This is a genomic window from Kribbella sp. C-35 (genome assembly GCF_046549195.1).
Lineage (GTDB): Bacteria > Actinomycetota > Actinomycetes > Propionibacteriales > Kribbellaceae > Kribbella.
The window spans coordinates 438,352-450,097 of sequence record NZ_JAJPWG010000004.1; the positions used below are offsets into that span (position 1 = coordinate 438,352).

Annotated in this window: 9 protein-coding genes; 5 read left to right on the top strand and 4 right to left on the bottom strand. The window is 68.8% G+C overall.

The annotated features are described in order from the left end of the window. Positions 1-11: 11 nt before the first annotated feature. The 3 genes from ACLJOO_RS27965 to ACLJOO_RS27975 all read right to left on the bottom strand — a co-directional run bounded on the left by ACLJOO_RS27965 (position 12) and on the right by ACLJOO_RS27975 (position 3,941). Positions 12-2,135, bottom strand: coding sequence for an alpha-galactosidase (locus ACLJOO_RS27965; RefSeq protein WP_410790377.1), 2,124 nt, complete (start codon positions 2,133-2,135; stop codon positions 12-14). A 143-nt stretch (positions 2,136-2,278) separates the two neighbouring features. Continuing rightward, positions 2,279-3,034, bottom strand: a complete 756-nt coding sequence (locus tag ACLJOO_RS27970) for a DNA polymerase beta superfamily protein (protein WP_410790378.1) — start codon at positions 3,032-3,034, stop codon at positions 2,279-2,281. Then, complete coding sequence (locus ACLJOO_RS27975) at positions 3,024-3,941, bottom strand: DNA polymerase beta superfamily protein (protein ID WP_410790379.1); 918 nt, start codon at positions 3,939-3,941, stop codon at positions 3,024-3,026. Before ACLJOO_RS27975 ends, ACLJOO_RS27970 begins: the two co-directional genes overlap by 11 nt. Before the next feature lie 67 nt (positions 3,942-4,008). On the opposite strand from ACLJOO_RS27975, the gene ACLJOO_RS27980 reads away from it, so the two are divergent. The 4 genes from ACLJOO_RS27980 to ACLJOO_RS27995 all read left to right on the top strand — a co-directional run bounded on the left by ACLJOO_RS27980 (position 4,009) and on the right by ACLJOO_RS27995 (position 6,598). After that, positions 4,009-4,578, top strand: coding sequence for an ArsR/SmtB family transcription factor (locus tag ACLJOO_RS27980; RefSeq protein WP_410790380.1), 570 nt, complete (start codon positions 4,009-4,011; stop codon positions 4,576-4,578). Further along, entirely contained in the window at positions 4,575-5,255 is a 681-nt protein-coding gene (locus ACLJOO_RS27985) for a hypothetical protein (protein ID WP_410790381.1), read from the top strand. The genes ACLJOO_RS27980 and ACLJOO_RS27985 overlap by 4 nt, the downstream gene beginning before the upstream one ends. A gap of 162 nt (positions 5,256-5,417) precedes the next feature. Next, positions 5,418-5,648: a hypothetical protein gene (locus ACLJOO_RS27990; protein WP_410790382.1), complete on the top strand. Its 231-nt coding sequence runs from the start codon at positions 5,418-5,420 to the stop codon at positions 5,646-5,648. Positions 5,649-5,815: 167 nt separating this feature from the next. Continuing rightward, positions 5,816-6,598 (top strand): hypothetical protein, encoded by a 783-nt coding sequence (locus ACLJOO_RS27995; protein ID WP_410790383.1) that lies wholly within the window; start codon positions 5,816-5,818, stop codon positions 6,596-6,598. A gap of 73 nt (positions 6,599-6,671) precedes the next feature. On the opposite strand, the gene ACLJOO_RS28000 is transcribed toward ACLJOO_RS27995, so the two are convergent. Beyond that, the gene (locus ACLJOO_RS28000) at positions 6,672-8,984 is read right to left on the bottom strand and encodes a M4 family metallopeptidase (protein ID WP_410790384.1); all 2,313 of its coding nucleotides are present in this window, start codon (positions 8,982-8,984) and stop codon (positions 6,672-6,674) included. Positions 8,985-9,499: 515 nt separating this feature from the next. Here ACLJOO_RS28000 and ACLJOO_RS28005 point away from each other — a divergent pair. Further along, positions 9,500-11,713: an FHA domain-containing protein gene (locus tag ACLJOO_RS28005; protein WP_410790385.1), complete on the top strand. Its 2,214-nt coding sequence runs from the start codon at positions 9,500-9,502 to the stop codon at positions 11,711-11,713. Positions 11,714-11,746 lie beyond the last annotated feature (33 nt).

The window sequence follows — 11,746 nt, forward strand, 5'->3', positions numbered from 1 at the left end:
ATCGAGTGGGCTTACTCGATCGCAGTCACGTCCAGCAAGATCGCGCTCTCGGGCCACTGCGCAGGCATGAGTACTCCGACCGAGGCGAGGGCGGCGCCGTTCAGTTCCACGCTTCCACCGTCGGCCGACCAAGCCGTCGACCGCGACTCGGGCCCGGGTGTCGCGACCTTGCTGATCCGGTACGTCCGCTGCGGGTCCAGTCCGGGCAGCCGCACCCGGCCCACCGCCGACGTCACCGACTGCTTTGTCTGTACGACGCTGAACACGGCACGCTCACTGTCCTGTGCGACGACGCCGTGCACGAGCACGTCCTCGGGACCGCGGTCGGCGCGGACCACGCGACCGGTGTGCAGCAACGGCCGCAGCTCCTTGTGCAATGCGACCCAGCCCTTGAGCTCCGCGCGCTCCTCGGGGCTGGCCGAGGCGATGTCCCACTCGATGCCGAAGTGGCCGAACAACGCGGTGATCGCGCGGAACGACAGCGTCTGCGTGCGGCCGGTGGTGTGCGCCCGCGGCGGGCCGACGTGGCAGCCGATCAGCTCCGGCGGCAGCAGGAGCTGCGTGTAGCGCTGGATGGTCTGCCGCTCGAGCGCGTCGTTGCTGTCGCTGCCCCAGATCCGGTCGGTCCGCTCCAGGATGCCGAGGTCGACCCGGGCGCCGCCGGACGAGCAGGACTCGATCTCGAGCCCCGGGTGCCGGCGCTTGAGCTCGTCGATCAGCCGGTACACCGCCAGGGTCTGCTCGTGAATGCCCGCCGTACCCGTGTGCTGGTTGCCGCCGTCAACGAAGTCGCGGTTGTGGTCCCACTTCAGGTACGCGATGTCGTACTCGCTGAGGATGCTGTCCAGCCGCTCGAGGATGTAGTCGTACGCCGCCGGGACGCCGAGGTTCAGGCCCTGCTGGTGGCGTGCGGTCGGTGGCATCCGGTCGCCGGCCGCGAGGATCCAGTCCGGGTGCTCGCGGGCCAGGTCCGAGTCCGGGTTCACCATCTCCGGCTCGACCCACAGCCCGAACTGCAGGCCGAGGCCCTTCACGTGGTCGACCAGCGGGTGCAGACCCTTCGGCCAGATTCCCTCGTCGACGTACCAGTCACCGAGTCCGGCGTGGTCGTCGCGGCGCCCGCGGAACCAGCCGTCGTCCAGCACGAACCGCTCGGCCCCCACCTCGGCGGCCGCGTTCGCGAGCGCCTTCAGCTTGTCCAGGTTGAGGTCGAAGTACACGGCCTCCCAGGTGTTCAGTACGACGGGACGCTCGGTCTGCGGGTGGTTGGCACGCGCGCGCAGGAAGTCGTGGAACCGGTGCGAGACCTGGTCGAGGCCGACGCCGTACGAGCCGTAGATCCATGGCGTGCTGTAGGTGCCTGCGGGCTCGAGGCGGCCTTCGCCCGGGAGGAGCAGTTCGCCGCCGCCGATCACGCCGTACCCGCTCATGCCGCGCTCGGCATACGTTCGGTGGTTGCCGCTCCAGGCGGTGTGCACGGCCCAGATCTCGCCGCCGCGGAAGCCGAAGCCGGGGGTGCCGGCGAGCAGCAACAGGGTCGCGTCGGCGCCCGTGCGACCGCGGCGGTTGTCGCGGATGTGGGCGCCCTGCGTGAACGCGTGCCGCTGCGGGTGCCGCTCACCGATGTGCCGGCCGGTATGGTCGAGCAGCTCGGTCGCCTCGGTCGGCACCGGGAGGGCGAGGCACAGCCCGTCGACCGTGTACGGCGTTGCGCCGGTGTTGGTCAGGTCGGCCTTGGTCCGCACGAGACCCGAGTCGGTGAGCTCGACGGTGAGCACCAGCTCGAGTCCGGCCTCGGTGTCCGTGGCGTCGATCTGCACGGTGTTGTCGGTCCGGGCGACGCTGTTCAGCGTGAAGCTCGCCGAGAAGTCCTGACCGTCGCGGTGGCCGTTCAGGCCGGGCAGGCCGAACCAGCCGGCCGAGTACTCGGGCACGATCGCGATCGGACGGTTCTCGTCCAGGCCGCTGCCTTCCTGGACCGCACCCGCGCCGCGGCGCAGTTCCAGCAGAGCGTTCTCGGTCAGCTCGCCCAGGTCCGCACCCCAGTGCAGGACGGACGGAAGGGCCGGACCGGAGCAGTCGAGCACCAGGCTGACGCCACCGGCTCGGAGCTGCAGAATCTCGATGTTCGACACTGTTGATTCACTCTGCTTTCTGATTGATTTCAGGACGGAACTATTTACCCCGCCAGCCCAGATGTCAATGCTTCACGAAGTTAAGTAAATAGCCTAAGCCTGTCATCGTTGTCAGAACAGACACTTCCGGCAACCGCTCTCCGCTAGCGAGACAGACGGACCCGAACCAGCAGGTCGTGCAGCCCCGCCTCAGCCGCAGGCCGATCGGGCAGCCCACTCCCCGCCTCCGCCTCGTCTAGGACTGCCTGCAGCCGGCGGACATCCTCGACCAACCGCTCCCCCGACGGCCCTTCCAGCGGCGCATGCTCCGCCTCCGCCTTCGCCGCCATCAGTTCAGGCAGGTACGACGGCCCGCCTGCGAGCTCCCGCAGATCCGCCTGAACCACACCGGTCCGCATCAGATTGATGCCGGTCAGCAACACCCGGAACGTGTACAGCAGCGGCTTCAGCTCACGCTTCTTCTCGAAGAACTCCCACTGGGTGCGCGCGAACCCGCGGTAGTGATGCGCGTGCCATTTGGTGATGCAGCCCTTGGCGAGCGCGACGAGCTCGGCGTGTTCCGGCGTACTGAATACCACAAGCGGTGACAGGACCTGCTCGAGGACGTAGCCGTTGCGGCGGAGCATCAGGCGGGCGAACTTGGCCAGGTCGTGAGTGACCAGATCAACCTCGGCCTCGTTCTCGAACCAGGTGCGATCGAGGGTCTCCGGCCCGTGCCGCAGCCCGACCACCTCGGTGGCCGGCAGCACGTGTACGCCGCGCAGGTCGACGTCGGAGTCGCGGGACGGGAAGCCGTACAGGTGCGCGCCGGAGACTGTCGCGAAGAGCAATGGGTACGGCTGGTCGCCCATGATGGTTCGCAGCTCGGTGTAGTCGAGCTGCCGCATGTCACGTGTCACCGAGGCTCCTCTTGCGTACGGACCGTAGCCAGTTGTTGACGGTTGTGACGTCTGGGGTTGCTGGGAGGACTGTGTGTTGCAGTGCCTTGTCGAGGTTCTCGTGGAGGGTGAGGCGCCAGTGCTCGACCTCGTCCCAGGGGAGCTCGCCGCGTTTGACGGCCAGGAGGCGTTCGCGGTGCGGGCCGACGTCGACGACCAGGGTTGCTTCGAGCAACAGTTCGCGGGCTGAGAGGAGCAGCCGGATCAGGTGCATGACGTGTTTCCACTTCGGCGTACCGTCGCGGCGGAAGTCCGTTTCGAGCTTCTTGAACTGGCTGAGTACGTAGCCGGAGTACGTCTGGTAGGCCAGCTGGGAGAGGAACGCCGTCCGCAGTCCGAGGAGTTCCTCGCCGAGGGGCGTCTGGCGGACGACGAGGGGTGAGTGCAGGACCTCGAGGAGGTTCGGGTTCGACTTCAGCGCGAGCTCGCAGAATCGCTCGACCTCCCACGAGAACCACTCCGGCTCCGGTCCGTCGACGTGCGTCGGCGGCTTCGCGAGCGACCAGAACGCCTCGGTCGGGGCGACGTACACACCACGCGTGTCGGTGTCGGACTCGTCCGTGTCGAGCCCGAAGGCGCGCGACCCGACGACCGCGGCGTAGATCGTGTGCTCACGCACCAGCCGATCGCCGTCCGGCTGGTCGAGCTCGATCGCCTCGTCCTGGTACGCCGTACGCAAGCTGAGCTGATCGCGCCGGGCCAGGGTGTGGCGGCCGTCCACGAGACGGACCGTGTAGCGGCCGTCCGGGGTCACGCCGGCGACCCGCCCGGTCGCCCCGCGCTGCGCCGTACCGCCCCGATCGTCGGGCGCCGCGACCCGGACCACCACCTGCGTACCAACCGGCAACTGCGGCCCTTGAACTCCCACCCACCCATGCTCCCCGAAGCTCGGGCCATCGCTTGACAAATTTTCCTGTCAAGTGGAGATTGAGGGGATGCTGCGGTATCTCGAGGAGCCCGAGAAGGTGCGGTTGGCGTTGTCGCCGATCCGGCGGCGGCTGCTCGAGCTGCTGCGGGAACCGTCGTCGGCGACCCAGCTCTCGGCGACGCTCGACCTGCCGCGGCAGCGGGTGAACTACCACCTGCGCGAACTGGAGAAGGCCGGCCTGGTCGAGCTCGTCGAGGAGCGGCGGCGGCGCGGGTTCACCGAGCGGATCCTGCGCGCGTCGGCCGATCTGGTCGTCGATCCGGGCGTCATGGGCCGGGCGTTCACCCAGATCCAGGACCAGTACGCCGCCGAGCACCTGGTCGAGGTCGCCGCTGGGACGGTGCGGGACGTCGCGCGGATGCAGACCGCGGCCGACGCGGACGGGAAGCGGCTGCTGACGTTCACGCTCGAGACCGAGGTGCGGTTCGCGGAGCCGGGTGACGTCCACCGGTTCACCGACGCGTTGACCGCCGCGATGCAGCAGGTGGTGGAGGAGTTCGACAGCGAGGGCGGGCGGCCGTACCGGCTGATCGCGGGCGGCCACCCGGCACCCCGCCGTACCGAAGGAGAGACATGAAGATCGTGGTGACGGTTGCCGCTCCGGTGGAGACGGTGTGGGACGCCCTGCGGAACAAGGAGAAGATCCGGCACTGGCACGGCTGGGAGTACGAAGGCGGTCTCGACGAGGAGATCGACCTGATCTACTTCACGCAGGCAGTCGAGGACGGTACGACGCTGCGGCTCGGGAACGGTGACGAGTTCGTCGTCGAGCCGTGCGAGGGCGGATCCCGGATCACGCTGACGCGGGCGCCGCTGGGCGCCGACCCCGAGTGGGACGCGTACTACGACGACGTCACCGAGGGCTGGATCACGTTCCTCCACCAGCTCCGCTTCGCGGTCGAGCGGCATCCGGGCGATCCACGCCGTACGTTGTTCTACTCGGGCACCGGTGCCGTCTCCCCGATCGACGAGCTGAACATTCCGGCCGGCGACGCGTTCGAGCTCGACCTGATCGGCGAGGGCGCCAAGTGCGAGGTCTGGTACCGCTCCGACCATCAGCTCGGCGTCACGGTAGATGCCTGGGGCAACGGTTTGCTCGTGCTCAGCCACATCCCGCCCGGCGAGCGGAAGCCGGAGGGAGCCACGATGGCGATCCTGTCGGTGTACGGCGACACCGACCGCGACGAGCTCGAGGCCCGCTGGCGCGCGTGGTGGACCGAGCGCTACCCGCAGGAGCTCAAGCTTCCCGAGTGACGGCACGGCGGTGACAGGGCGCAAAGGTGTCAGTACTCTCGGTCTACCGGGTCTGGTTACCGGGAAGTACATTTCTTGCCGACGGTGATCTGGTGGGGGTCCTGAGATCACCGAACTCCGGCGAGAGAGGCCTTCCGGATGAGAACTCCGAGAAGTCGTCGAGTGTCCGCAGCAATCCTTCTACTCTCCCTGACCGGCCTAGGCCTGGTCGCGTCCCCCGCCCACGCCGACGGTCCCGGATCGGGAACGCCGTACGTCGTCACCGTTGGGGACTCCTACATCTCGGGTGAAGCCGGCCGCTGGGCCGGGAGCTCGAACGACTCCGAGGCACCGGCCGACGCGCTCGGTGCGCACGCCTACCCCACGACAACGCGACGCACACCACCGAGCTGATCCCGAAATGCCACCGCAGCCTGTCCGCCGAGGCGTACGTCGGCGGCGGGATCGGCGGACTGAACCTGGCCTGCTCGGGCGCTCGCACCACGACCGGCACCGGCAGCGACTTCAAGCCAGGCATCGACTTCTACGACGACGGCGCCGGCAAGCAGGGGCAGGCGAAGATGCTGCAGACCTTCGCCGCGACCCACAACGTCAAGCAAGTGGTCGTGTCGATCGGCGGCAACGACTTCAACTTCGCGTCGATCGTCACCCAGTGCGTGCAGGATTTCCTGCTCTCGCCGTCCTGGGACCCGGACTACTGCCGCGACGATTCGTCCGTCGTCGCCAACTTCACCACCGCGAACATCACGACGGTCCGCGGCAAGATCGCGACGGCGTTCCAGAACGTCCGTACGGCGATGCGGAACGCCGGGTACGGCGACAGCGCGTGGAATCTCGTCGTACAGACGTATCCGTCACCGATCCCGGCTGCCAGCGGGTTCCGGTACGGGCAGAGCGGTTACACCCGGCAGAGCGTCGGCGGATGCGGTTTCTGGAACGCGGACGCCGACTGGGCGAACAGCACCGCGCTCGTCACGATCAACACCACGGTCCGCGCCGCGATCGGCCAGTCCGGCCTGTCCAACGCTCGCCTGCTCGAACTCCAGTCCGCGTTCAACGGCCGCCGGCTCTGCGAGAACACCGTCGGCCTGTACGAGGAGGTCGGCCTCAGCTCGTGGACCCAGCCCACCGCCGTCGACAAGACCGAGTGGATCAACCAGATCCGCACGGTGACGACGGTCGGCTCGAACTACTACATCCAGGAATCCCTGCACCCGAACTACTGGGCCCAGCTCGCGCTCCGCTCCTGCGTCCGCCAGACCTACACCCAGAACCGCGGCGGCACCTGCACCATCGCCGGCACCGGCCTGGTGAACGGCGAGCCGCGCATGACCCTGAACTGACACTCAACTGACGCAAGACAAAGGCCGGCCGCCGCACCCCCGAAGGTGCGGCGGCCGGGTTCTTTTCAGTGCGTCAGCTCAGGTTGAGGCCTGTGTCGTCGATGACGAACGAGGTCTGCAGGGAGCTGTCCTCGGTGCCGGTGAAGCTGATCGACACCGTCTGGCCGGCGAACGACGAGAGGTTGAACGACTTGAGCGAGTAGCCGCTCGCCTTGTTCAGGTTCGAGTACGTCGCCAGCGTGGTCGAGCCCGCCTTCACCGTGAGCTTGTCGTACTGCGTCGACGTGGTCGTCTCCGCGGAATCGATGTGCAGGTAGAAGGAGAGCGTCGCCGAGCATCCGGCCGGGATCGCGACCGACTGGCTCAGCGTGTCGGTGTGGGTCGAGCCGTAGCCGTCCAGCCACGCCTTCCAGGTGCCGCCGTGCGCGGGCTGGGAGGCGGTGTTGTCGATCACCCCGGCCGGGGCCGTCCACGGTGACGCCGTACCGGTCTCGAAGCCCGGGTTGCCGAGCTTCTGGCCGGAGCAGTTGCCGGTGCCGCCGCTGATGGTGAAGGTGAACGACGTGCTGCCCGAGCCGCCGGCACTCGCGGTCGCCGTCGCGGTGACGTTGAACGTGCCGCTCGCGGTCGGCGTACCGGACACGGTGCCGGTGGACGAGCCGATGGTGACGCCGGCCGGCAGGCCGGACGCGGACCAGGTGTACGGCGCGGTGCCGCCGGACGCGGTGAGCGTGAACGTCGAGATCGCCGTACCGACCGTGCCGGTCTTGTTGCCCGGGTTCGTGACCGTGACGCCACCCGACGTGGAGCAGGTCGGGTCGGCCGTCTGAGCCGGCACGCTGACCGCGTCCCAGGCCGCCTTCACGGTGTTGAACTCGGTGCAGCTGCCCGGGTACAGGTTCTTGGCCGCGGTCAGCGTCCAGGTCCGGTACTTCAGGTACGAGCTGCTGCTGGTCTTCATCAGCATCGCGTTGTACATGATCCGGAGGGCCTTCTGGACCCCGATGCCGGTCACGGACGAGCTGTTGCAGGTCGGGCTGGTGGGCTGCCCGTTGGTCGGGTTGGTGCCCTCGGCAAGCAGGTAGAACCAGTGGTTGCCGGGGCCTGCTGCCGCGTGCACCTCGGTGCCCGGGATCGAGCTCGAGTAGCAGTTCGGGTCGCCGACCGCCGACGGGTTGTACATGTTCCGGATCGGGCCCTGACCGACCAGGTTGATCTCCTCGCCGACCAGGAAGTCCGGCGGATCGTACGCCGAGGCCTGGTTGCTGTACCACTCGGTGCTCGCGCCGAACACGTCCGCGACGAACTCCTGGGTGCCGCTGCCGGAGATGCCACCCGGCGTGTGGTCATCGATGCCGTGACCCATTTCGTGAGCCACCACGTCGATCGAGCTGATCCACTGGTTGGCGTTGTTGTGACCGATCTGCACCTGGGTGCCGTCGTAGTAGGCGTTCACGTCGTTCAGGCCGACGCGGATCGGCCAGGCGCCGCCGTTGCCGTCCATCCCGTTGCGACCGAGCCAGTCGGTCAGCATGTGCTTCTCGGTCTCCGCAGAGAACAGTGCGTCGACGCAACCGGTCTCCTTGTTGGTCGCCGTACCGTTGCCCCAGTTGTCATCCGGCCCGGAGAACGTGGTGTTGTTCGCCGCGTCCTGGCAGGACAGGTTGGTGGTGTTGGGGTCCTTCATCGAGTACGTGCTGCCGGACAGGGTGGTGTCCAGGTGGACCGGGTTCGGGCCGCTGTACGCCGCCGTACCGTTGCCGGCCATCACGTGTTCCTTGCTACCGAGCACCTTGCCGCTCTGCGCGTCGACGTACACCGACAGACTCGACGGGTCGTGGCCGTTGTTGCCGCTGACCCGCGACTGCCACACGAGCTTCGGGGTGCCGTTCAGGGCGTAGACCGCGAGCGTCGGCGTGGTCGACGAGTCGACCTTCTTGAGCTGCGTCCTGGCGGTCTTCTGCGCGGCCGCTGGGGTCACCTTCGCGGTCGTCGACAGCTCCGGTACGGCGGTGGTCTGGGCGACCGAGGTGTACTTCACGGCGCCCTTCGCGTCGGTGACCACCACGAAGTCACCGCCGACGACCGGGAGGCCCTTGTACGAACGCTCGTACGGGACGTACTGCAGACCGGACTGCTCCGAGATCACCGGCTTCGCGGTGAACTTGTCGTCCTTCGAGGCGTGCAGGGCGCTCGGCCGCCCCGCCACGAGTGAGGAGGCGGAGTCGGCGGCGAACGCCTTCGACTGCGCCTGGGAGGGCCGCGGCGGAGGTGCCGCACTCGTCGCCGCACCGGCCGACGAACCGAGCCCGGCGAGTGCTGCCGCAGCGAGGCTGGTCACCCCGATGACGACAGCAGCTTTGCGGGAACGCTGAAACAAGACCATGGACGTGGTCCCTTCGCGATGTGGTGCTTGGGCGGGTTGCGCCTCGCCGGACTGCAGGCGGTGCACCACTCCGCCTGGAACCTCCGGCCTACCCATCGGAACGGCTGTCCGGAAGACCCCTTTCCATCCAGCCCCGATGAATCGCGCGGACGGACACTATGTCCCGCCTCACCCCCGAGCAAGGCGCTGTCGTGCCGTTGGCACCCCGATGACAACTGATCGCGTTGTCATCACTACTTAGCGCTGACAAACCCCCACCAACCTGAGAATCATCACGACCCTCGACGGGTCCAGTGAGGGCTGGTCACAGACGGGTCCGGGCTGCGTGAGGGGGTGGTTGCGGACGGTGGCGGGGGTGTGTGAGGGGTTTGTTGCGGAGGGTGGTGGGGTGGGTCTGCTGGTGGTCTGGGGCTGGTGTGAATGGCAGAATCGCGCAGACGGGTTGGCTGCCGCGGGGTGCGACACCCCGGCGGCGGGACCGGATCGCGATCAGGACGACGCCGGCTGGGGTGTGAGTGGAAACCGAATTCGTGCTGTCGCTCGGCGAACAGCAGTGGACGCTGTCGGCCGGGACCGACACGATCACCATCGGCCGCGCCTCCAACGCCGACATCCGGCTGCAGGCGGACGACCAGATCTCCCGCATCCACGCCCGCCTGAACCGCGACGGCGCCACCTGGATCCTCCACGACGAGTCCCGCAACGGCACCGGCCTCAACGGCCGCCGCATCACCGCCCCCACCCCCCTCACCACCGGCGACCGAATCCACATCGGCCGCTCGATCCTCACCTTCCACAAATCCACCACCCAAACCCCTCCGACCCTGCCCGAGGCTGACGTCCCTCAGCCCTCAGACGCCCAGCACCGCCCCACCACCAACCCCCCGGCCCCGCTCCCCACCCCAACCCCGTTCCCAGCCGCCTCCACCCCAGAACCCCCTCCCGCCGCCTCCACCCCCGGAGCCCTCGACACCCCACCCGCCGCCAGCCAACTCCCCCAGCCAGACCAGGCTGACGCGAGCCCGTTCGCCCAGACAGACCAAGCGCCCGGTACCAGCCCGACGGCACCACCCGCCCGCGCCGAGGCAAGCCCGTTCACACCACCGAACCAGCCCGCCGCCGATAGCAACCCCTTCACGCAGCCAGAACACGCACCCGCCTCCAGCCCGTTCACGCAGGCACAGCAGACGGCCAGTACCAACCCGTTTGCGTCGAGCGAGCAGGTGTCCGGCAGCGGCAGCCCGTTTGCGTCGGGCGAGCAGGAGTCTGCTGGTGGTCCCGTGGCGCACGGTGGGCAGCCGCCTGCGGGCGGGAATCCGTTCGCGGACGGCGAGCAGGTGTCCGGCAGCGGCGGCCCGGTCGGCGCGGAAGCTGGCGGGTACGGCGACGCCGCCGGAGCCGACGGGTACGGCGCGGGAGTCGGCGGGTCCGGCCGCGGCGCGAATGCTGGAGGGTATGGAGCCGGGGCGGACGTCGACGAGTACGGAGCCGGCGCGCGGACTGACGGGCCTGGCGGGTACGAGGGTGGCGGGTATGGGGCTGCGGGGGTGGTTCCTGGGTTTGAGGTGGGGGACGAGGCGGGTCGGGACGGCGGGACTTGGGCTGCTTATCCGTCGGCGGACAATCCGGAGCCGGTGCGGTCGCCGTGGGAGATTTCCGCGCAGATCGACCAGTCGGAACCGAACTGGAACGCGTCCGCCGGCTGGCCCGACCCAACCGCGGCCGGCACCGACCGCAGGACGAGCGCCGACCCACGGGCACGTGCGGACCAGCGAGCCGGCGGCGACCGGCGGGCCGGTGCTGACCAGCGGACCGGCGGCCAGTGGACGGGTGCTGATCAGCGGGTCGGCGGACAGTGGGCCGGTGCTGACCAGGGGGCTGGCGGCGAGGAGTGGGCGGGGGGTGAGGAGCGGGTCGGCGGTGTGCGGGCGGTTGGGCGCGAGCGTCGTACGGCGGGAGGCGAGCGGCGCGGGTCGGACGCGGACCGGCTGTCCGGCGCGGATGACCGGCTGCCCGGGGCGGAGCGGCGTACGGGCGGCGGGGATGACGCCGTCGGGACGGTGCGGTTGTCGCGGGTGTTGATTGCGGCCGGTGCGGTGATCGTGCTCGGGATCGTCGTGAACCTGGTCGTCACGTTCCTCGCCGACGGACCCGGTGGCATGCTCAGGTGGTTGGTCGCGCCGGGGATCGCGCTCGTGGTCGCGATGGTCCTCGCACTGGCTGATGCGGCGCTCCCGAAGGACCACCGGCCTGGCCGTCTCAACGTGTCGGTCCTCGTCGCGGTCGCCGTGGTGCTTGTCGGCGTCGGGGTCGGCGGGTTCGTGCTGACTGCGGGCGCGGAGTACGTCGGCGGCTACCTGACCGGCAACGAGACCGGCGAGGATCGCCTGATCAAACCGGTCACGAAGCCCGGCACAGGTGTCACGATGACCGTCGAGAACGTCACCTACACGAGCCACTTCACCCGCGTCGAGGTCAAGCTCGTCAACACCGCCAAGCAGGCGATCACGGTCCCGATCGACGGTACGACGTTCACCGCCGCCGACGGCACCGCCCTGCGCGCCGACCCCGGCCGCAGCGCCTGGCCGAGCCGGATCGCGTCCGGCGGCACCGAACACGGCACCCTGACGTTCAAGGGTCACCTTCCGGACAGCGCTACCGCGGCGGTGCTCACGTTCAAGTCCGGCTCCACGACCTTCGCCATCTCGAAGATCGCCCTCAGCAACTAGCACCCTCCACCGACTTACATCGAAAATTGATAT

Bases quoted from the DNA above. Each gene is read 5' to 3' on its own strand.
- ACLJOO_RS27985 (WP_410790381.1), top strand. From the start codon at position 4,575: ATGAAGATCGTGGTGACGGTTGCCGCTCCGGTGGAGACGGTGTGGGAC.
- ACLJOO_RS27980 (WP_410790380.1), top strand. From the start codon at position 4,009: ATGCTGCGGTATCTCGAGGAGCCCGAGAAGGTGCGGTTGGCGTTGTCG.
- ACLJOO_RS28000 (WP_410790384.1), bottom strand. From the start codon at position 8,984: ATGGTCTTGTTTCAGCGTTCCCGCAAAGCTGCTGTCGTCATCGGGGTG.
- ACLJOO_RS27995 (WP_410790383.1), top strand. From the start codon at position 5,816: ATGCTGCAGACCTTCGCCGCGACCCACAACGTCAAGCAAGTGGTCGTG.